Genomic DNA, 20,626 nt, shown 5'->3' on the forward strand with positions numbered 1-20,626 from the left:
GGGCGCCTCACTCTGCCACTTGACAGAAACGGCTACATATCAGTTGCCGGCGGTGGGAACCGTTTCCAAGTATGGGTGATAAGCGTCGTGAATCTTGAGCCTTTGTTCGGGCACCCGTGGTTGCACCCTCCGCGCCAATGCCTCGACCCGTTCACTTTCGCTTCCGACCTCCGGGTAAACGAAGTCATTTGCATGTGCTTCCGGCCCCAGCACGCATATCGATATCAGCTTTTCGATCGTTCGATCCACGCGGTCCTCCGCAATACCTGCCTCCACCAGCCCAGTCGACAACTGCGCACGAGAGAGGATGGCAGGAGCGCCTAAGAGAGAGTACAAAGCGCTTCGGAGCTCGGGAACAGTAACCCCGTTCTCCACCAACAGCGCATCGAACGCATAGTTAGAGTACACCTCGCGTGCAGCAATCATGTCGCTACACGTTATCCTATTATTGCCGCGGTCAATGGCGCTTGCTACGGCCGCGTTCGCCAAGACCAGGACATCTCTGGGTCGGGGTTGAACGCTCGACGCTATGAACGTACGCGTATCGATGTCGTTAACCTCTGGCGGAAAGACTTCGTCCCACACGCTCTTGCCTGGCCGTCCGCCGGCTTTGACTTCGTACCGAGCCTCGAGCACGTGCAGCAGAGTATTGGCGTCCTGCCATTTCACGGTTGAGAGAGGGAGCTTGTCGGGCTCACGAGCCTCGGTGCGCAGGTAGTGATAGATGTCGCTGCGCAGGAACACGGACACTGTCAGGCGCACTCGGTCGCGCCACCAATCTTGGCGATCAAAATCGCGCACTACGTTGCCTCGGGCCACGAGCAGACCCAGGATGAACTTCGCCACTAATCGCAAGTCGACATTCTTGTCCCAACCTTTATCGAGGTTGTCGACAAGAATTGCGACTCGCCTCCGCGTGCGGAGCACGCCTCCGAGGACAGACCGCAACTGATTGAGCGCCTGTGCGTGAAACGCCTCATTGATGAGGTCCCGCCGAGGTGAACTCGAGTCCCCAGACGCGACTCGGTGCGACAAGTGGTCGAGTGTCTGCTCAAGTCGTGTCGAGATGTCTGCGCGAAGGTCGAACGGCGCGTTCTCAACGTAGTTGATGAACCGTTGCTCGTCAGCACTCACCGGGATGGTCGGGCCTCGTGCGTCGATGGCTTGAAGGACCGCAGACCCGACTTCGGATTGTATGACGAAGCGCCAGAGCGCATCGAAAAAGTAGTCCTGTTGTCCAGCAGGAAGGCTCATGACGGTCTCGAACATGGCTGGGAACTCGAAGGCGGGCGGTTTGATGAGGACTACGAGGTTCGTCTTGTTTGCGCGCAGGTGGTCGAGTGCACGAAATGCATTCGCCGTCTTACCTGTCCCCCGGTGGCCAACGAAGATGGTGTCCCGCGCATCGATGACGTCGTTGTAAGCTGACGTTTCGACGAAGTATTCGGAAAGTTCATTCAACTCATTCTCGGCAACATGCTCTCCGAATTTGAGGAGCGAGAGAGGGTTCCTTGGAGAACGTCGGGGCCTACTCCAGTCAACGCCTTCGAACGGCAGCGAGTCGAGCCAATCTCGAGCGAGTTGCACGCACTCTCGGGCGTACGTGTACTTCTGCAGAAGGGCCTCGTAGTCGAACGGGGCGTCGTACTCGGGTTCGGCCAACATGAAGATCGGCGTATCCAAACCGCGTGCTAGTCCAGCTGCAATGGCGTGCCGAACATTTATGACAGTGGATCTGTTCCTGTGTGGTCCTGCGAAGTGAATCAGTACGCCAGCACTACGCATGATTGATGGGGCGAGCCAAGTTATCGGCTCAAAACTTGACTCCTTTGGATCGGAGACTAAGACTTGAGTGCCGCGCTTGCGACGCTCATCGATGAATGCGCTCAATCGTGAGGATGCTTCGAAAGGGTCGAATGTAGGACAGTAGAGCAGGGAATCGCGCGGCTCTGAAACCTCAGGGAGGCTTGGCTCCAGCAAGTCGTCGTAGGCGGTCCTTTCATCTTCCCACGGAGTACTCTCAAGAAGATGTGAGCTCAAGTCGGTACTGTTGAAGTAGGAGGTATAGCCCAGCGGTTTCAACGTGGACAACTCGTTGAAGTCTTGCTTGCCGCTAGTCACAGATTGGTCGAGAAGGATTCGGATCGACTTTCCCCGTGCCATTGCATAGCCGAGCTCAAAAGCGACGTTTGAGTTGAGTTGGGTTAGATCGAATACGGCCGAGGCAGATTGGTCGATTTGAGAGAGGACTCGTGAAATTACCACTCGTCCGTCGACGTCCAGATCTTCCCAACTCTTGGCAGACACGCCTTGCTGGATGAGTTGGGTGACGGTGCGTCTCATCGTGTCGCCGATACTCCGTGGGCTACTAGGGTAGCCAAAGAACACGTCGATCATATGCCCTCCCCATTGGAGTCAAGCGGTTGCTTTGGTTCTACACGTCGGCGAGGCGGCTGGCAAGGGCCAAATGGTGCGCCGCTTGGCGGAAGGCACGACCCAACCGATCCCCACCAGGTCGGAAGGGATGATCCTAGCGTCGGCCGGCTCGCTTGCTAGCACGAGCTGAGCGTCCATAGTGGGTTGCTAGAGACCTCCGGTAGGGCCGGTGTCTGGCCAGACTCGGCCTGAATTGCCCTGAATGTTCTGGAGGGTGGTTGGTTACGCGACCTCCGGGATGGGGGTCACGGGCGTAGCCTGCCGGTGAGCGTGTTCGAACTCAATGGGTGGCAGTTGCCCGATTGAGGAGTGGAGGCGGTCGTGGTTGTACCAGTGGACCCAGCGGGCGACTTGCCACTCGACCTCAGCGTGGTTCTTCCAGGTCGGTCCACCGTCGTTGATCGCCTCGGTCTTGAACAGCCCGATCGTCGACTCGCACAGCGCGTTGTCCAGCGCATCACCGACGGTTCCGATGGATCCGGCGATGCCTGCCTTGGCCAGTTCGGCGGTCAGCACCAGCGAGACGTATTGAGACCCGGCATCGGAGTGGTGGACGAGCCGGCCGCGCTCCCAGGTTGCTCCGGCGCGGTGACGCGCGTCGATCGCCTGGCGCAAGGCGTCGGTGACCAGGAAGGCGCGCATGCTTGTGGCGACTCGCCAGCCCAGGATGCGGCGGGAGTACACGTCTACGACGAAGGCGACGTAGATGAACCCGGTCAGCGTCCAGACGTAGGAGAAGTCGGCCACCCACAGCTGGTCAGGCGCGGTGGGCACATGCCAGCCGCGCTTGACCAGGTCGGGATGCCGTGGCGCCTCGGCCGACCGGCGGGTCGTGGTGGTGCGGTGCCGTCCCCGGATCGCGCCCGTGATCCCGGCGATGGCCATGAGCCGGGCGACCTGATCGCGGCCCACGTCCAGGCCGGCGCGACGGGCGGCGTGCCACAGCTTGCGCACCCCGTACACGCCCCAGTTCTCCCGGTGGAGCGTCACCAGAGCGTTGGCCAGGTAGGCCCCCTCCAGCAGCGCCGTGCTCACCGGCTGAGACTTGTGGGCGTAGTAGGTGGACGGCGCGATCTTCATTCCATGCTGAGTTAGCACGGCGCAGATCGGCTCGACGCCGAACCGGTCCCTGTAGGTGTCGATGTAGGCCACGATCACTTGAGTCGGCGGTCGAGCTCCGCCTGAGCGAAAACGCTGACGCGGTCTTGAGGATCTCGTTCGCGCGCTCCAGCTCGGCCACGCGCTTCTTCAATGCGCGCACCTCCTCGGACTCACTCGAGCGAGCGGCCGCAGGCCGGCCGCCGCCGGCGCGCTCGGCCTCCTCAATCCAGTTCCGCAGCGTCGCGGGGTTAACGTCCAGGAGCGAGCCGACATGCTTCCGGGCTCCCAACTTCGACTCGGTGCCCTCGGCGAGCTTCTCGCGGTACATCCGCACCGCCCGCTCCCGAAACTCACCGTCGTATCTCCTCGGTGCTGACATGAGATCCAGTCTCCTTTGCTAAATCAGCACCCTCCAGGAGATCCAGGGCAGTTCACCGCTGCCATCTCCTTGATCAGCCAAACGACTGCGAAGTTCCGCTGCCTACTCCGCAGCGGGCCTTATCGTGACGTAGCCTCGACGCCCAGGGAGGGTGCCATGCCGTTTGAACTTGACAATCGACTCGTTGTAGGAGTCGCTTCCAGTGCCCTGTTCGACCTCTCCGACTCTGATGCAGTCTTCCGTGCGAAAGGCGAAGCGGAGTATCGGCGGTACCAGGAGCAGCACCTCAACGACACGCTCAAGCCGGGCGAGGCATACCCGTTCATCAGGCGATTGCTCTCCCTCAACGATCTTGCCGACGCGCCGGATGACCCCCTGGTCGAGGTGATCGTGCTATCCCGCAATGATCCTGACACGGGTCTGCGCGTCATGAAATCGATCCAGGCACTTGGCCTTCCTATCACGCGCGCTGTGTTCATGCAGGGGCGGTCACCGCACAAGTTTATGCCCGCCTTCAACATGTCCCTATTCTTGTCGGCGAGCGCCGAGGCCGTACGCGAGGCGGTGGACGCACGCCTCCCCGCGGGCCAGGTCCTGCCTTCGGCGGCCGTCGAAGAGGATGACTCCGGCGACCTCCGCATTGCCTTCGACTTCGACGGTGTCCTGGCGGATGACGCGTCGGAGGGGGTAATGCAGGCACAGGGTTTGCCGGCGTTCCACGCGCACGAGGTCGCCAACCTCGCTACGCCTCACAGCCCCGGTCCCCTAAAGGCGTTCCTCGAAGCGATCAACCGGATCCAGGACCGCGAGCAGGCGCGGTTCCTGGTAGACCCTGGGTACCGCATCAGAGTCCACGTGGCGATCGTGACCGCTCGCAACGCCCCGTCGCACGAGCGAGCCATGGGCAGTTTGAAGGAGTGGGGTGTACGGGTGAACGACGCGTTCTTCCTGGGCGGCGTGGAGAAGGCCCGTGTGCTTGAAATCCTCAAACCGCACATCTTCTTCGACGATCAAGCGGGGCACCTCGCGGGCGCCGCAAAGGTCGCGCCTAGCGTTCACGTGCCCTTCGGCATCGCGAACGCCGCTCCGCCAGCGTCGAACGAGCCGCGCCACTGAAGGCGCATCGGACTCGGACGCTCACCGGTGCCAACGGGAGGCCTGCAGCGAGCCGACTAGAGTTCTTGTGGAGGTCGCTAACCCCTGAGACCGTCCGGCATCGGATGCCCCAATCTGGGCGGTTTGACGCTCCCCCGCAGCAGCGCGCATCAACTCACCTCAAGGCGCGTTAGGCGTGACTTCGGCGTCGAGGGCTACCGGTCCTAGCCCTCGGGCCGGTCGGTCCAGCCGTGCCGGGCGAGCACTCCGGCCAGGTCCGGCGGGGTGTAGGCGGGGCCCTTGAGGATCTTCCCGTCCTCGCGCAGGATCGGGCGGCCGTCGGCACCGAGCTTGGACAGGTTCGAACGGTGGATCTCGGCGAGCACGTGCTCCAGCGGAATGCCGCACTCGATCGCCATGCCGTAGACCACGTAGACCAGGTCGCCGAGCGCGTCGGCGGTGGCGACGGTGTCCCGGCGGCCGTCGTCGAGGGCCTCGGCGCGGGCGAACGCGACCTCGAGCTCGGCGCCGGCGGCGTCACCGTAGACGGCCTGGACCAGTTCGGCGAGCTCCTCGGCGACCAGGGCCAGGCGCATCGGCACCCGCGGCCGGTCGACGTTCGGGGCGCCGCCGGTGAGCGGCATGGCGTAGATGCGGTGGAACTCGTCGACGAGCACCTCGGGGTCGCGCCCCGAGTGCGGTGTGCCGGGGGTGCCCGAGGGCGGTGGCGCGGTCGGGCGCCCGACCGCACCGCCGCCGTCGGGCAGGGTGTTCTCGGCCACCTGCGGCAGCGGCACCTCGCCCTCGCGGGCGTACCAGTGCCCGCCGGCGCGCAGGTGCGCGACGACCGCACGCTCGAGCGAGCTGTGCTGCGGGAGGGTGTCCAGGTCCACCTCGCCGCGGCGGTTGAACACGAAGAACATGACGTCGGTGTCCGCGGTGGTGCGGGCCGGTGTGAGTTCCCAGCGCCGTTGGAAGGACGCCATGTTCGACCCGGGCGCGAGGACCTCGCTCAGCTGCGGGTCGAGCAGCCAGCTGGCGCAGTGGATGTTGGCGGCCGGGTAGTCGGGGAAGTGCCGGGCGAAGAACGTGACCGCGCGAGCGAACGAGGCGTCCACGGCGGCCGGGGTGAGCGGTCCGGTCCGCGGGATGTGCGCGGACAGGGCGATGCCCTCGGCGCCCGGGCGGCGGCGCGGGGTGTACTGGAGGCGGCCGAGCCAGTAGTTGCCGCCGGTCCAGTGGCCGATCAGCCAGTCCTGGGTGTGCAGCCCGAACTCGCCGAAGGTGAGCCGGTGCACGTGCATCTGCTGGCCGAGGTCACCGAGGGAGCGCCAGGAGATCGCGTCCGAGATGCCGCGCTCGCGGTGGAACTCGCGCACGTCGCCCGCGGTGGCCACGAACGCGAGGAACGCGCCGATCCCGTCGCCGCCGCGGCTGGTGCCCGGTTCGCGGGGGAAGATCGGGCCGGGGGCGTCCATGGTGATGTCGCCGAGGCGATCGCGGAGGGCGTTCGCGTAGCCGGTGACCCGCTCGAGGGTGCCGGAGTCGGTGAGCGCGTTCGCGACGGCGGCCTCGGCCTCCGGCAGGTCCTCCGGGCGCAGGCCGAGCAGGACCAGGATCTCGGGCAGGTCGGGCGCTCCGAGCCGGGCGGCGACGTCCGCGGCGGTCAGGGGAGTGAGCATGCGGGGGTACGCGGCAGGCATGGAGCAACCGTACGGGGTGCGAGCGCGTGCCCTACCGGCGGGTGTTGTTGTGCGGCCCATGGCGCCGGTGGGCCGCACGATCGCACGTTCGACCCGGTGCCTCAGTGGGCGCCGCCCTCCCAGGTGTCGCCGCACGGGCCGCCGCCGGTCGCCTCGTCGATCGTGACATCCGCACCCGTGTTCGGGTCGACGAGCGGCAGGTAGAACCGGGAGACCTCCAGGCTGGCCTGCGGCACGAAGTGCAGGATCAGCGAGCGGCGGAACCGATCCGCCGAGGTGTTCGGCAGCGACCCGTGCACCATGCTGCCGTGGAAGAACAGCACGTCGCCGGCGCGCATCTCGGTCTGCACGGCCGCCATGCCCTCGGGCGGGCGGACCAGGCCGGTCGTGAAGGACTCCGTGGCGTCGGCCTCCTCCGGGCACACGACCTCCATCGTGTGCGATCCCGGCACCACGGCGAGCGCGCCGTTCTCGGCGTCGCAGTCGTCGACGGCGATCCACGCCGCCACGCAGGTCTCCGGGTGGGCGCGCAGGAAGTAGTTGTCCTGGTGCATCGCCTGGCCGCGGGCCGTCGGTGGCTTGAAGTAGAACATCGACTGCGCGCCCCACACGCTTCCGACGAGGTCGGTCGTGAGATCGACGATGCGGGGATCGCTCAGGTACTGCCGGGCGAGCCGGCCGATCGCCAGGTCGGGCCGGCGGTGCGGCTGCATGAACCGCGGATAGCGGGCGAGGATGTCATCCTCGTCGACCTCGTGGGTGGCGCCGACGGCGGTGCGATCCCGCTCGACCTGTTCCATGTAGGTGTCCCGGATGGCGGCCACCTCCGCGGGGTCGAGCAGACCCTTGACGTGGACGACTCCGTCCCGGTCGTACTGCTCGCGGCGGGTGGCGGGGCTGGCGACTAGCGTGGTCATGCCCCCAGCGTGTCCCGCGTCGGTGCCGGCCAGAATGGACGGTCTCGCCGCAAACATGGACAATCCGACTCATGCCTGCTGCGCGTGCCCGCCGGGATGACCGCGGTCCGGTGATCGACGGGGTGCTGCCCGGCCGGTTGAGCGTCGGGACGGGGTTCGACACCGTGCGACCCCGAGGGGTGCCGGAGTGGCTGATCATGCTCACCGTCGGCGGTCGCGGCCGGCTGCGGCCCGCCACCTCCCGCGACTGGATCGAGCTGCCGCCGCGGTCGATCGTCGCCTACCGGCCGCACGTGCCGCAGGAGTACGGAACCGCGCCGAGCCCCGGCACCTGGGAGGTCCTGTGGATGCACGTGCACCCGCGGGCCGACTGGCTGCCGCTGCTGGAGTGGGCGCCGTGCGCACCCGGCATCGGTCGGCTCGACCTCTCCGCCGTCATCGCCGAGCGGGTCCAGGTGGCGCTGACCCGGGCGGTCGCGCACCACCTGACCGGGCTCGGGCAGTCCCGGGCGCTCGCGATGAATGCGGTCGAGGAGGGGTTGCTGTGGAGCGAGTCGGAGAATCCCCGCAGCGGGCGCACCGACGCCACGGTGCTGGCGGTCCTGGAGCACGTCGGAACGCACCTCGGCGCCCCGCACAGCCTGACCTCGCTCGCCGCGGTCGCGGGGGTCTCCCCATCCCACCTCGGCAGGACCATGAAGGAAGCGACCGGCATGTCGGTGATGGCCGTCGTCGAGCGGATGAGGATGGACGCCGCCCGCGAGCTGCTCGATCACACCGGCCTGACGGTAGCCCAGGTCGCCGCCCGGGTGGGCTACCCGGACCCGTTGTACTTCTCGAGGCGGTTCCGCCGCGACAGTGGTCTGCCGCCACGGGCCTGGCGACGGCGCACCGGGCGCTAGTCGGCGTTAGTCGCCGCCCGGCCGCTCCTCGGTGCCGGCCGAGCGCAGTGCGGCGCGGCGGAGCATCTCGTGGGCCTCCTCCGGGGGCAGGGTCGCCTGGCCGACGTCCTCCGCGGCATCGAGGGTCGGTGCGGCGCCGGGCAGCTCGGCCTGGAACGCGGCCGCGGCGGCGTCGATCTCGGCCTGGCTGTGCTGGTTGGCCAGGGTCATGATCTCGCCCCACAACTGCTTCGCCTCGTCCTCCTGCTCGGGGCCCGCCTGCTCGGACAGTTCGAGGGTCTCGAGGCGGGCGCCGATCTCGTCCATGCGCCGGCGGAACTTCGCGTAGTCCATTCGACCGAGCGTAGGAGCCCCGCGGCTCAGGAGCGAACGGCGGCCATGGGGAGTTCAACCGGGGGGCCGCCGGTGCCGGTCAGGTCGATGTCCCGCAGCCCGCACGCGACCCGGCGCAGCAGGCCGCGCAGCACCTCCCGCTCGTCCGGCGCGAGCACCCCCATGGTGGCATCCTCGGCCGCCCGCACCCGGCGCTCGAGCTCGGCCAGCGTGGTCCGGCCGGAGGCGGTGGCCACCACCCGGCGGGCCCGCCGGTCGGTGGGGCTCTGCTCCCGCAGGACCAGGTCCGCCTCGACGAGGTCGTCGATGAGGTAGGTCATCACGGTCCGGTCGATGCCGAGGTGGGCGGCCAGGGCGACCTGGGTCGGCTGGTCCCCGTGGACCACGACGTCGAGCACCTGGTACCCGCGGGAGCCGTGCGGGACATCCGCGACCACCTCCGCCACGGCCGCCTCGTAGGCCCGCAGCAGGGTCCCGACGTGCCAGCCGAAGTCACCCTCGCGGCGGGCTCGGCACCGCTCGTGCGTGGTTTCGGGGTTCGTGGCCATGGGGGAATGATACGCCCGGATGTGCGGTTGATCCAATCATCGGATCGACATATGATCTGCCAGACAACACATATCGCCGTGATCCCCGAGGGCTCACGGCGACCCGGAACACACGAGGTGCGCACATGCCGGACTACGGCCACGACCTGACCTTCGGAACCTTCATCACCCCCACGAACGCCGCGCCGGCGACGGTGGTGGACCTCGCGAAGGCCACCGAGGCGGCCGGGCTCGACCTGGCCACGTTCCAGGACCATCCCTACCAGGCGGGCTTCCTCGACACCTGGACGCTGCTCAGCTACGTGGCCGCGCAGACCGAGCGGGTCTCGCTGTCCGCCAACGTGATCAACCTGCCGCTGCGCCCGCCCGCCATGCTCGCCCGCGCCGCCGCCAGCCTCGACCTGCTCTCCGGAGGCCGGTTCGAGCTGGGCCTCGGCGCCGGCGCGTTCTGGGACGCCATCGGGGCCATGGGTGGCCCCCGCCGCACGCCCGGTGAGTCGATCACTGCTCTGAGCGAGGGCATCGACATCATCCGGGGCCTCTGGGACACCAGCACCCGGGAGCGCCTCGTCGTCGATGGCGAGTTCTACCGGGTGGACGGCGCCAAGCGCGGCCCGGCCCCGGCGCACGACATCCAGATCTGGCTCGGCGCCTACAAGCCGCGGATGCTGCGCCTGATCGGGCGCAAGGCCGATGGTTGGCTGCCCTCCCTCGGCTACGTGAAGGACCTGAACGACCTGACCACCTCGAACGCGACCATCGACGAGGCCGCGCTCGCCGCCGGACGCACCCCGGGCGACGTGCGCCGGTTGTTGAACATCGGCGGCACGTTCTCCGCCCAGCGCGGCGACGCCCTGTTGTCCGGTCCGCCCGAGCAGTGGGCCGAGCAGCTCGCCGACCTCACCCTCGAATACGGCTTCTCCACCTACATCCTCTCCGGCGACGACGCCCGGTCGATGATGATCCTCGGACAGGAGGTCGCCCCCGCCGTCCGCGAACTCGTACGCGCCGAACGTGGCGCCGACCGGACGGACCCGACCTCCGCCGTCGGGCGCTGACCATGGACTACGGACACCACCTCGAGTTCGGGGCCTTCGTCAACCCCGACAGCGCCGACCCGGCCGGCGTCGTCGACCTCGCCCGGCGCGCCGAGGAGCTCGGCCTCGACCTCGTCACCGTGCAGGACCACCCCTACCAACCCGCGTTGCTGGAGACCTGGACCCTGCTCTCCTGGATCGCCGGCAGCACGGACCGGATCCGGATCGCCCCGAACGTGCTGAACATGGCGATCCGCCCGCCCGCCGTGCTCGCCCGCGCCGCCGCGAGCCTCGACCTGCTCTCCGGCGGGCGCCTCGAGCTCGGCCTCGGCGCCGGGCACTTCTGGGACGCGATCGCCGCGATGGGGACCCCGCGGCTCAGTCCTGGCGAGTCCGTGGACGCGCTCACGGAGGCGATCGAGCTGCTCCGCGCCGTCTGGGCCGGTGACGCCTCGAGCCCGCTCGAGGTACCCGGCGCCTTCCACGCGCTCGACGGCGCCCAGGGCGGCCCCGCCCCCGCCCACACCATCCCGCTGTGGATCGGCGCGCTCAAGCCGCGCATGCAGCGCCTCATCGGCGCCAAGGCGGACGGCTGGTGGCCCTCGCTCGGGCGCCTCGCACCCGGCGACCTGGCCGCCGGGAACGCCGTGATCGACACCGCCGCGACCGAGGCCGGGCGCGACCCCCGCGAGATCCGTCGCCTCCTCAACATCACCGGCTCCTTCGGCCCGACGGCGCAGGGCGAGTTGAGTGGACCGCCGTCGGCCTGGGTGGAGCAACTGCTCCCGTACGTGCTGGACGACGGCGTGGGCACGTTCGTGTACGCGGCCTCCGGTGGGGCGGACCTCGAGCGGTTCGCGACCGAGGTGGCGCCCGCCCTGCGCGAGGCCGTCGCCGCCGAGCGGCACGCCCGGTCGACCCCCGTGGGTGCCGTGGTGCCGCTGGCGGTCCGCGCCAAGCGGCGCGAAGGCATCGACTACGACACCGTGCCGGCCGCGCTGGCCGCGACCGCCGTCGAGCCCGGCCACGCCGGCTTCGCGGGTGTGCGCAACACCTATCTGCGCGGCGGCTCACCCGGTCTGGTGCTGCGACCCGGCGACGCCGACGAGGTGGCGCAGGCGCTCGCGTTCGCGCGGTCCCAGCCGGTGCCGCTCGCGGTCCGCAGCGCCGGGCACGGCATCAGTGGCCGCTCCACGAACGACGGTGGCATCGTCATCGACCTGTCCCGCCTGAACGGGATCGAGGTCCTCGACGTCGACACCCGGCGGGTCCGGATCGAGCCGGGCGCCCGCTGGGGCGAGGTGGCGCAGGCGTTGCACCCGCACGGCTGGGCGCTCAGCTCGGGTGACTTCGGGGGCGTGGGCGTCGGCGGGCTGGCCACGGCCGGCGGGATCGGCTGGCTCGGCCGCAAGCACGGGCTCACCATCGACCACCTGCGCGCCGTCGAGATCGTCCTCGCCGACGGCGCTCTGGTGCGGGCCGACGCCGAGCACCACCCCGACCTGTTCTGGGCGGTGCGCGGTGCGGGTGCGAACCTCGGGATCGTCACCGCGTTCGAGTTCGAGGTGGACGAGGTCGGCGACGTCGGCTTCGCCCAGCTGGTCTTCGACGCCGGTAACGTCGCCACCTTCCTCGAGAACTGGGGCGCCCTGCAGGAGGCGGCGCCGCGGGACCTGACCAGCTTCCTGATCATCGGGCGCCCGCGCGGGGGGCAGGTGGTCGCCACCGTGATGGCGACGGTCGACTCCGACGACCCGGACACCGTGATCAGCAGGCTCCAGCCGTTCGCGACGCTCGGCCCGCTGCTGCAGCAGGCCGTGCAGATCCTGCCCTACCCGGCGATCGTGGCCACGCCCGACGGCGGCCAGCACGGCCAGGGCGAGCCGGCCACCCGGTCCGCGCTCGTGGAACACCTCACGCCCGAGTTCGCCGCGGCCGCGGCCAAGCTCATCCACAGCGGGGTGTCCTACTTCTTCCAGATCCGCTCCGTGGGCGGCGCCGTCGCCGACGTGCCGCCGGAGGAGACGGCGTACGCGCACCGGTCCGCGAACTTCTCCGTGACCGCGTTCGGCGCCGGCCGCACCCGCCTGGACGCGGTCTGGGACACCCAGATCCAGCCGCACGCGAACGGCCTCTACCTGAGCTTCGAGACCGACCCGAGGCCCGAACGGATCGCCGACGCGTTCCCGCCGGCCACGCTGGCCCGGCTGCGCGAGATCAAGGCGCGAGTGGACCCCGAGAACGTGTTCCGGGACAACTTCAACGTGGCGCCGGCGGAGCCGGGGATCACGGCCGTGGCCGGCTGAGGTCCCGGCGCGACGAGTCTTGATTCAGCCTGTCCTTAATTCAGGTATCGCTGTACTGTCGGCGACATGACCGCCGGCACCGCAACGCTCACCCACACCGCCGCGCTCGCGCGCCTCGGCCACGCGCTCTCCGACCCGACCCGCGCCGGCATCCTGCTTGCGCTCCGGGAGGCGCCCGCCTACCCGTCGGACCTGGCGGACGCGCTGGAGGTGTCCCGGCAGGTGATGTCGAACCACCTCGCCTGCCTGCGCGGCTGTGGCCTGGTCGAGGCGGTCCCGGAGGGGCGGAGGACCTGGTACCGCCTCGCCGACCAACACCTCGCACCGGCGCTCGACGAGCTCCTGCGGGTGGTGCTGTTCGTCGAGCCGGACTGCTGCGACGGCGACGGGTGCGCCTGCTGATGAGCCTCCCGACCCTCACCGCCGAGCGGCGCGAGGTGCTGCACCGACGGATCCGGATCATCGTCGCGATCACGATCGGCTACAACGTCATCGAGGCCGCCGTCGCGCTCGCGGCGGGCGCGGCGGCGTCCTCGACGGCGCTGATCGGCTTCGGCCTCGACTCCACGATCGAGGTGCTCTCCGCCGTCGTCGTCGCCTGGCAGTTCACCCGGCGCGACCCCGAACGGTGGGAGAAGCCCGCGCTGCGGGTCATCGCGATCGCGTTTTTCGCGCTCGCGGCGTACGTCTCCGTCGCCTCGGTGTTCGCGCTGGCCGGCGGAGGCGAGGTCCGGCACTCCACGGTCGGCATCGTGATCGCGGCCGTGAGCGTGGTGGTGATGCCGTTCCTGTCCTACGCCGAGCGCCGCGCCGGCCGCGAGGTCGGCTCCGCGACCGCCGTCGCCGACTCCAAGCAGACCCTGATCTGCACCTACCTCTCGGCCGCGGTGCTGCTCGGCCTCGTGGCGAACAGCCTGTTCGGGTGGTGGTGGGCCGACGCCGTCGCCGGACTCGTGATCGCCGCATTCGCACTGCGGGAGGGGGCCGAGGCCTGGAAGGGCGACGCGTGCGCCACGAGCGTCGGCATGATCCTGGAGACCGGCCACGACGACCACCTCGACCACGACCGCGACGACCACTAGTTGGAGCCCGCTGCGGCCACCCGCGATGCGCAATACGGTTGGCGAAGTGGCGTGGTGACCCCCCGCCGTCGACCATCGAGCCCGTAGTGAGGAAGACCCGTGAGCACCGCACCGATCGACGCCACCACCACCAGCGCCTGGGCGGAACTGACCGGCCACGCCTCCGCCCAGCGGCCGGACCTGCGCGCCTGGTTCGACGCCGACCCCGGCCGGGCCGAGCGGCTCACGTTCGACGCCGCGGACCTGCACGTGGACCTGTCCAAGAACCTCGTCACCGACGAGACCCTGGCCCTGCTGCTGCGCCTGGCCGAGGAGGTCGGGCTCGCGGGCCGAATCGAGGCGATGTTCACCGGTGAGCACATCAACGTCACCGAGGACCGGGCCGTGCTGCACACCGCGCTGCGCCGGCCGGCCGGGGCGAGCCCCGCGCTCGTGGTCGACGGGCAGGACGTGGACGCGGACGTGCACGCGGAACTCGCGAAGGTCTACGCGTTCGCCGAGCAGGTGCGCTCGGGCACGTGGACGGGGGTCACCGGCAAGCGGGTCGCCACCGTGGTCAACATCGGCATCGGCGGCTCCGACCTCGGCCCGGTGATGGCCTACGAGGCGCTCGCGCCCTACGTGCAGGAGGGGCTCGAGGTCCGGTTCATCTCCAACATCGACCCCAGCGACGTCGCCGAGACCACCGCCGGGCTGGACCCGGAGACCACCCTGTTCATCGTCGCGTCGAAGACGTTCGGCACCCTGGAGACGCTCACGAACGCCCGGCTCGCCCGCGAGTGGCTGTGGACGAACCTGGAGTCCGCGGGCGCCATCGACGGCTCCGAGGACTCCCGCACCGGCGCCGTCGCCAAGCACTTCGTGGCCGTGTCCACGGCCCTGGACAAGGTCGCCGCGTTCGGCATCGACCCGGGCAACGCGTTCGGCTTCTGGGACTGGGTGGGCGGCCGGTACTCGGTCGACTCCGCGATCGGTACCTCGCTCGCGATCGCGATCGGCCCGGAGGCGTTCGCCGAGTTCCTGGCCGGCTTCCACGCCATCGACCAGCACCTGCGCTCGATCCCGTTCGCGCAGAACGTGCCGGTCCTGATGGGTCTGTTGAACGTCTGGTACGTCAACTTCCTCGACGCGCACACGCACGCGGTGCTGCCGTACGCGCAGTACCTGCACCGGTTCCCGGCGTACCTGCAGCAGCTCACCATGGAGTCCAACGGCAAGGGCGTGCGGTGGGACGGCACCCCGGTCACCACCGAGACCGGTGAGGTGTTCTGGGGTGAGCCCGGCACGAACGGCCAGCACGCGTTCTACCAGCTCATCCACCAGGGCACCCGGATCATCCCGGCGGACTTCATCGCCGTGGCGAACCCGGCCAGGCCGCTGCGCGACGGGGACACGGACGTGCACGCCCTGTTCCTCGCGAACTTCTTCGCCCAGACCAAGGCCCTCGCGTTCGGCAAGACCGCGGACGAGGTCCGCGCCGAGGGCACCGCCGAGGCGATCGTCCCGGCCCGGGTGTTCACCGGGAACCGGCCGACCACCTCGATCCTGGCCCCGGCGCTGACCCCGTCGGTGCTCGGCCAGTTGATCGCCCTGTACGAGCACATCACGTTCGTGCAGGGCGTGGTCTGGGGCATCGACAGCTTCGACCAGTGGGGCGTGGAGCTCGGCAAGCAGCTCGCCACCCAGATCGCCCCGGCGGTCACCGGGGACGCCGACGCGCTGGCCGCCCAGGACGCCTCCACGCAGGCGCTGATCCGGCACTACCTGGCCCAGCGTGACTGAGTGGGCGCGGCCGGCCCGTCGGGGCGCCCGGTGGGTGACGGTCACGCGACCTGGAGGTCCCAGATAGCACTTGTGCTACCTCGCGAGCTAGGATAGGACCATGGAAACGACGGTGGGTCTTCGGGAGTTGCGGCAGTCCGCGTCCGACCTGGTGCGTCGCGTCGCGGCCGGCGAGGAGATCACTGTCACTGTGGCTGGGCGTCCGAGCGCTCGCCTCGTGCCCGCCAGGCCTGCACGATGGCGTTCCTGGAGCGCACTGGACGGGCTCTTCCGTGGCCCCGCAGACGAGCACTGGACGGCTGACCGTGACCTAGTCGACGGAGATCTGCGCGATCCGTGGGAACGCTCGAGTGAGTGACACTGATCGCAGCATCCTGGATACCAGCGTGGTCATCGGCGTGGAACCGGCCGCCATCAGCGGGGACCTGGCGATCAGTGCGGCGACGCTCGCCGAGTTGCACTTCGGGGTGCTCGTGGCCCGGAATGCTCAGGTCCGGGCCGAACGTCTGCGCCGGCTCAGCATGATCGAGCGCAACTTCGATCCGCTGCCTGTCGATGAAGCCGTCGCTGCCAGTTATGGGCAGCTCGCCGCAGCCGTGGGCGCGGCGGGTCGCCAACCTCGCCGGCGGACGATGGACCTTCTGATCGCGGCCACCGCCCACGCCCACGATGCTCGCCTCGTCACCCGCAACCCGGCCGACTTCGCCGGGTTGGCGGAGTACATCGAGATCTTCGTGCCGTCGTGAGCGCGCGGGCTCCTGCGCCTCGACGACGCCCTGACCATCAGCGGATCCTGACCGGGTCCATCCAGGCCAACACGTGCTCGGTGCCGAACGGCCACAACGCCTCCAGAGCGGCGGCCGGGTCGGTGCCGAGCGTGGGCAGCCCGGGCACCGTGAGCCCGGTCCGCACCGGCCGGGCCGGTGCGTCCGCCGGCAGCCCGGCCAGCCGGCGGGCGTAGGCGAGTCCGTCACGCAGGTCGCCGAGCGCGTCGACGAGGCCGAGCCCGACGGCGTCGCGTCCGCTCCAGATCCGGCCTCGCCCCAGTTCGTCGACCCGCGCCGGGGTCAGCCCGCGGCCGGTCGCGACCCGGTCGACGAACCTGGCGTAGACCTCGCCCATCAGCTTGGTCATCCGCTCGCGCTGGGCGTCGGTGAACGGGCGGGCGGTGCTGAGGGCGAGGGCGTCCTCGCGGCCCACCGGCTCCGCGTTGAAGCCGTGCCGGTCCGAGAACTCGGTGAGCACCGGCTTGCCGATGACCACACCGATGCTGCCGGTCAGGGTGAACGGGCTGGCCAGTACATGGTCGGCGCCGGCGAGCACGTAGTACCCGCCGGACCCGGCCACGGACCCCATCACGGCCACGACCGGCTTGCGGCAGGCGACCACGGCCCGGTGGATCACGTCCGAGGCGAGCGCGGACCCGCCGCCGGAGTCCACGAAGAGCACGATCGCCTTGGTGTGCTCGTCACGATCGGCCCGCCGGAGCGCCGCGACCACGGTGTCCGACCCCGCCCGCGGGCCGCCCAGCACCGGCACCGGCGGGCCGCCCCCGCTCGACCCCGAGACGATGGCGCCGACCACGGGAACGACCGCGACGCCGTCGGGCCGGACGCGCAGCGGCGTTCGGCGCCCTGCGCCGGTGTGTTGCCGTCGCAGCAGATCGAGCGTGCGGGCCAGCGACGTGTCGGCGACGGTGACGAGCTCGTCGTCGTAGGCGATCCGGGTGATCAGGCCGACCTCGAGCAGCTCCGCGGCCGAGGTCAGCCCGGCGTCCAGCCAACCGCGGGCCGCGTCCTCGGAAACGCCACGACCGGCGGCGAGCGCGTGCACCCAGGACGACTCGGCGGAGTCGAGGTAGGCGCCGAGCTGCTCGCGCTGGGCGTCGTCCATGTGGTCCTGGCTGAACGGGGTGAGCGCGGACTTGTACTCGCCGATCCGCAGGTTCTCGAACCCGATGCCGTGCCCGCGCAGGAACGCGCCGAGGTAGATCTGCTCGCCGGCGAGCCCGGGCACGGACACGTCCGCGGACTCCGGCGCGACGACGTCCGGCACCGGGGCGGTGGCGAGCAGCCCGGTCATCGAGACTTGCTCGAGGTAGGCGACCACGTGCTTGCGTTCGGCGAGGTGGGCCAGCAGCCCGGCGATCGCGCCCGCCGTGGCCAGATCCGCGGTGAGCCCGCGCACGCGCACCACCACGGACTTCACCCAGTCGGCCTCCCCGATCCGGTCCAGGCGCTCGGCCAGGGAGTCCAGCGAGGAGGTGCGCTGCAGCAGGGCGGCGAGGCCGGGGCGGCGCTGGGCGGGGTAGGGGCCGGACAGGTCGACGATCACCCGGTCGGGTTCGGTGTCCGGGCCGGGGCGTCGTCCGAGCAGGGGAGCCAGGGGAGTGGGGAGGGCGCGCATGGTTCGAGGCTAACCCGGCCGTCCCGGCGGGGCCCCGATAGGATGCCGCCGCCAGGCCGTTCAAGGGGCCACGCCATCGGGGCACCGCGTCCCGACGTCGGAAGCGGGGGTGATGGGCAGCGCATGTCCGGCACCGTGAAAGGCCGAGCCGCCGCACCCGCACGGCGGGTGGCGGCCGTGGCCGAGCGGGCCCTCGGTCTGTTCCCGGCCCGGGTCTGGAGCCACTTCACCCGGAACCGCGGGTTCGTGCTCGCCGCCGGAGTGAGCTACCAGGCGCTGTTCGCGATCTTCGCGACGCTCTACGTCGCGTTCGCGAGCGTGGGACTCTGGCTCGGCGCGAACACCCGCGCGATCGACGCCCTGATCGCGCTCATCGACTCCTATCTGCCCGGGTTGATCGGGGAGAACGGGGTCCTCACCGAGGAGCAGGTGTACACGATCGCCCAGGACGCGTCGGCGCTGCTGAGCATCACCGGGCTGATCGCCGTGATCGTGTTCATCTGGACCGCGATCGGCTGGATCTCCTACTCACGGCTGGCCGTGCGGGCCATCTTCGACCTGCCGCCGGACACTCGTCAGTACGTGCTGCTGAAGGCGCGCGACTTCGTCATGGCCCTCGTCTTCAGCCTGATGCTGCTCGCCGGCGGGGTGCTGAGCAGTGCCGGCTCCTGGTTCCTCTCCACGATCTTCGCGGCCCTGGGCTGGAGCACCATGTCGCCCGCGTTCGGCCTCGTGATCGGCCTGGCGACGAACCTGGTGGCGTTCGCCGTGAACACCCTGACCATCGCGGGGATCTTCAAGTTCCTCGCCGGCGCGAGCGTCCCCTGGCGGCTCATCGTCCCCGGCGCCGCCCTCGGCGGGGCCGCGACCGTGGTGCTGCAGCTCGCGGCCGGGTACCTGCTCAGCAGTTCGCCCTCCAACCCGCTGCTCGCGACGTTCGCGGTGTTCATCGGGCTGCTGCTGTGGTGCCGCTTCGCGGGCGTGGTGCTGCTCGTCGCGGCCTCGTGGGTCGCGGTCACCGTCACCGACGCGGGGCTGTCGCTCGCGGCGGAGCCGGCGCCCGAACGGGAGGAGGACGTCCGGATCGCCGAGGTGCTGGCCGCCGTCGAGAAGATCCGGGACGCGACGGCGCAACGTCGGGACGCGCCGTTCTACCGGCGCCGGGCCGCACGCCGGCGGGAGGAGGAGGCGATCGCCGAACTGGAGGACCTGCTCCGCGGGGACGCGGTTCCGGTGGGCGCCGGGTCGTCCGGCGACGGGACGCGTGAGGAAGGGTCCGCGGCACCGAGCAGGCGTGAGCGGCCAGCGCCGTTGCGGAGGTCGCGCTAGCGACGGCGCTGCGGCTCCGTCATCACCAGTTTGCCGCGGTCGTCGATCTCGAGAAGCACGCGCTTCTCCCGCTGCGTGATCGTCACCACGAGCCAGCCGATCAGCCAGAGACCTGCCGTGAAGACCGAGAGCAGCAGGTGCAGGATGTGGTTGGGCGTCGTACCGAAGACGACGACGGCGTTGAAGTCGCTCTGGTACTCGAGCCGAGCCCCTTGCTCGACGGCCCGACTCACGGCGGTTGAGAGCGTGCGCCGACGGGACTCGTCGGTGACCGCCGGGGCGGCCGCGGGGCTCTCCTGTCCGGCAGGTGCAGTCGTCAGGGTGTCTCCCCATCGTCGGAGCGGGTGACCAGAGCCTACACACGTGGCCGCACTCTGGTCCGGGGGGTGATGAGAGCCGCCCCGAGTCTCGGCGGGTGACGAGAGCCGTCGTCACGACCGGCTCGTGCCTCGCCGGGCGTTCCTCCTCCCGAGTCTCGGCACCCCTCGCATGAGAAAGGCCGCCTCGACTTCGTCGGGCGGCCGTCTCATTGCGAGCGGGTGACGAGAATCGAACTCGCGCTATCAGCTTGGGAAGCTGAAGTTCTACCACTGAACTACACCCGCATGCGCCCGGTGACCCGAACGCGCCGCCAGCATACCCGGTGCCGGGGATGGGTTTCACCCCGGCGCGCTAACGTGGGCGCGTGCTGCTCTCCGATCGCGACATCCGCGCCGAACTGACCACCGGGCGGATCGGCCTGGATCCCTTCGACGAGACGATGATCCAGCCCTCCAGCGTCGATGTCCGGCTGGACCGGTTCTTCCGCCTCTTCGACAACCACAAGTACCCCGTGATCGACCCCGCCCTGGACCAGCCCGAACTCACCCGGATGGTCGAGGCCGCCCCCGGCGACCCGTTCGTGCTCCATCCCGGCGAGTTCGTCCTCGGGTCCACGTACGAGCTGATCAGCCTGCCGGACGACGTCGCGGCCCGCCTCGAGGGCAAGTCCAGCCTCGGTCGGCTCGGACTGCTGACGCACTCCACGGCCGGGTTCATCGACCCCGGGTTCTCCGGCCACGTCACGCTCGAGCTGTCGAACGTCGCGACCCTGCCGATCCTGCTCTGGCCCGGCATGAAGATCGGGCAGATGTGCTACTTCCGGCTGTCCAGCCCCGCCGAGCACCCGTACGGGTCCGGCGCCCAAGGCTCGCGCTACCAGGGCCAACGGGGCCCGACGGCGTCGCGTTCGCACCTGGGGTTCCACCGCACCGACGTGGGTCGGTAGGGC

At 69.6% G+C, this 20,626-nt stretch carries 19 protein-coding genes, 1 tRNA gene and 1 other annotated feature; of the genes, 11 read left to right on the plus strand and 9 right to left on the minus strand.

Features of this window, described 5'->3' with window-relative positions:
- Positions 1-39: 39 nt before the first annotated feature.
- Positions 40-2,397: a P-loop ATPase, Sll1717 family gene (locus EXU48_RS02055; protein ID WP_133105895.1), complete on the minus strand. Its 2,358-nt coding sequence runs from the start codon at positions 2,395-2,397 to the stop codon at positions 40-42.
- Between the two features lie 261 nt (positions 2,398-2,658).
- A protein-coding gene (locus EXU48_RS02060) for an IS3 family transposase (RefSeq protein WP_133105896.1) occupies positions 2,659-3,916 on the minus strand; the annotation gives its coding sequence in 2 pieces (ribosomal slippage) (positions 2,659-3,628 and positions 3,627-3,916; 1,260 coding nt in all).
- Positions 3,502-3,632: a sequence feature (AL1L pseudoknot), on the minus strand. Its footprint overlaps the gene before it by 131 nt.
- Before the next feature lie 156 nt (positions 3,917-4,072).
- On the opposite strand from EXU48_RS02060, the gene EXU48_RS02065 reads away from it, so the two are divergent.
- Positions 4,073-5,032, plus strand: coding sequence for a 5'-nucleotidase (locus EXU48_RS02065; RefSeq protein ID WP_133105897.1), 960 nt, complete (start codon positions 4,073-4,075; stop codon positions 5,030-5,032).
- 203 nt (positions 5,033-5,235) lie between these two features.
- Here EXU48_RS02065 and EXU48_RS02070 read toward each other — a convergent pair whose 3' ends face one another.
- Together EXU48_RS02070 and EXU48_RS02075 are read right to left on the minus strand one after the other, a co-directional pair.
- Positions 5,236-6,714 (minus strand): acyltransferase domain-containing protein, encoded by a 1,479-nt coding sequence (locus EXU48_RS02070; protein WP_165962655.1) that lies wholly within the window; start codon positions 6,712-6,714, stop codon positions 5,236-5,238.
- A 101-nt stretch (positions 6,715-6,815) separates the two neighbouring features.
- Positions 6,816-7,631, minus strand: a complete 816-nt coding sequence (locus EXU48_RS02075; protein ID WP_133105898.1) for a phytanoyl-CoA dioxygenase family protein — start codon at positions 7,629-7,631, stop codon at positions 6,816-6,818.
- Positions 7,632-7,702: 71 nt separating this feature from the next.
- Here EXU48_RS02075 and EXU48_RS02080 point away from each other — a divergent pair, with 71 nt between their 5' ends.
- The gene (locus EXU48_RS02080; protein WP_133105899.1) at positions 7,703-8,533 is read left to right on the plus strand and encodes a helix-turn-helix domain-containing protein; all 831 of its coding nucleotides are present in this window, start codon (positions 7,703-7,705) and stop codon (positions 8,531-8,533) included.
- Between the two features lie 6 nt (positions 8,534-8,539).
- Here the strand turns inward: EXU48_RS02080 and EXU48_RS02085 are convergent, their stop codons facing one another.
- Positions 8,540-8,866 (minus strand): hypothetical protein, encoded by a 327-nt coding sequence (locus EXU48_RS02085; RefSeq protein WP_133105900.1) that lies wholly within the window; start codon positions 8,864-8,866, stop codon positions 8,540-8,542.
- A gap of 26 nt (positions 8,867-8,892) precedes the next feature.
- Positions 8,893-9,414 (minus strand): MarR family winged helix-turn-helix transcriptional regulator, encoded by a 522-nt coding sequence (locus EXU48_RS02090; RefSeq protein WP_133105901.1) that lies wholly within the window; start codon positions 9,412-9,414, stop codon positions 8,893-8,895.
- Between the two features lie 125 nt (positions 9,415-9,539).
- On the opposite strand from EXU48_RS02090, the gene EXU48_RS02095 reads away from it, so the two are divergent.
- The 7 genes from EXU48_RS02095 (at position 9,540) to EXU48_RS02125 (ending at position 16,367) form a co-directional block, all read left to right on the plus strand.
- Positions 9,540-10,472 (plus strand): LLM class flavin-dependent oxidoreductase, encoded by a 933-nt coding sequence (locus tag EXU48_RS02095; RefSeq protein ID WP_133105902.1) that lies wholly within the window; start codon positions 9,540-9,542, stop codon positions 10,470-10,472.
- 2 nt (positions 10,473-10,474) lie between these two features.
- Complete coding sequence (locus EXU48_RS02100; protein ID WP_133105903.1) at positions 10,475-12,757, plus strand: LLM class flavin-dependent oxidoreductase; 2,283 nt, start codon at positions 10,475-10,477, stop codon at positions 12,755-12,757.
- A gap of 66 nt (positions 12,758-12,823) precedes the next feature.
- Positions 12,824-13,159, plus strand: coding sequence for an ArsR/SmtB family transcription factor (locus tag EXU48_RS02105; protein ID WP_133105904.1), 336 nt, complete (start codon positions 12,824-12,826; stop codon positions 13,157-13,159).
- Complete coding sequence (locus EXU48_RS02110; RefSeq protein WP_133105905.1) at positions 13,159-13,839, plus strand: cation transporter; 681 nt, start codon at positions 13,159-13,161, stop codon at positions 13,837-13,839. The genes EXU48_RS02105 and EXU48_RS02110 overlap by 1 nt, the downstream gene beginning before the upstream one ends.
- 99 nt (positions 13,840-13,938) lie before the next feature.
- The gene (gene pgi / locus EXU48_RS02115; RefSeq protein ID WP_133105906.1) at positions 13,939-15,621 is read left to right on the plus strand and encodes a glucose-6-phosphate isomerase; all 1,683 of its coding nucleotides are present in this window, start codon (positions 13,939-13,941) and stop codon (positions 15,619-15,621) included.
- A 100-nt stretch (positions 15,622-15,721) separates the two neighbouring features.
- Entirely contained in the window at positions 15,722-15,979 is a 258-nt protein-coding gene (locus tag EXU48_RS02120; protein ID WP_133105907.1) for a type II toxin-antitoxin system Phd/YefM family antitoxin, read from the plus strand.
- The gene (locus EXU48_RS02125) at positions 15,972-16,367 is read left to right on the plus strand and encodes a type II toxin-antitoxin system VapC family toxin (protein WP_133105908.1); all 396 of its coding nucleotides are present in this window, start codon (positions 15,972-15,974) and stop codon (positions 16,365-16,367) included. The genes EXU48_RS02120 and EXU48_RS02125 overlap by 8 nt, the downstream gene beginning before the upstream one ends.
- A 37-nt stretch (positions 16,368-16,404) precedes the next feature.
- On the opposite strand, the gene EXU48_RS02130 is transcribed toward EXU48_RS02125, so the two are convergent.
- Positions 16,405-18,027, minus strand: a complete 1,623-nt coding sequence (locus EXU48_RS02130) for a S49 family peptidase (protein ID WP_133105909.1) — start codon at positions 18,025-18,027, stop codon at positions 16,405-16,407.
- Positions 18,028-18,150: 123 nt separating this feature from the next.
- On the opposite strand from EXU48_RS02130, the gene EXU48_RS02135 reads away from it, so the two are divergent.
- Positions 18,151-19,356 carry a YihY/virulence factor BrkB family protein gene (locus EXU48_RS02135; protein WP_133105910.1) on the plus strand — a complete coding sequence of 402 codons (1,206 nt, stop codon included), beginning with the start codon at positions 18,151-18,153 and terminating at the stop codon, positions 19,354-19,356.
- Here the strand turns inward: EXU48_RS02135 and EXU48_RS02140 are convergent.
- Together EXU48_RS02140 and EXU48_RS02145 are read right to left on the minus strand one after the other, a co-directional pair.
- Positions 19,353-19,589 carry a hypothetical protein gene (locus tag EXU48_RS02140; RefSeq protein ID WP_133105911.1) on the minus strand — a complete coding sequence of 79 codons (237 nt, stop codon included), beginning with the start codon at positions 19,587-19,589 and terminating at the stop codon, positions 19,353-19,355. The genes EXU48_RS02135 and EXU48_RS02140 overlap by 4 nt on opposite strands.
- A 301-nt stretch (positions 19,590-19,890) precedes the next feature.
- Positions 19,891-19,961 (minus strand) — tRNA-Gly (locus EXU48_RS02145).
- A gap of 80 nt (positions 19,962-20,041) precedes the next feature.
- Here EXU48_RS02145 and dcd point away from each other — a divergent pair.
- Positions 20,042-20,623 carry a dCTP deaminase gene (gene dcd / locus EXU48_RS02150; RefSeq protein ID WP_133105912.1) on the plus strand — a complete coding sequence of 194 codons (582 nt, stop codon included), beginning with the start codon at positions 20,042-20,044 and terminating at the stop codon, positions 20,621-20,623.
- The last annotated feature ends 3 nt before the right edge of the window (positions 20,624-20,626 follow it).

The sequence above is a fragment of the Occultella glacieicola genome (genome assembly GCF_004353825.1).
Taxonomy (GTDB): Bacteria; Actinomycetota; Actinomycetes; order Actinomycetales; family Beutenbergiaceae; genus Occultella; species Occultella glacieicola.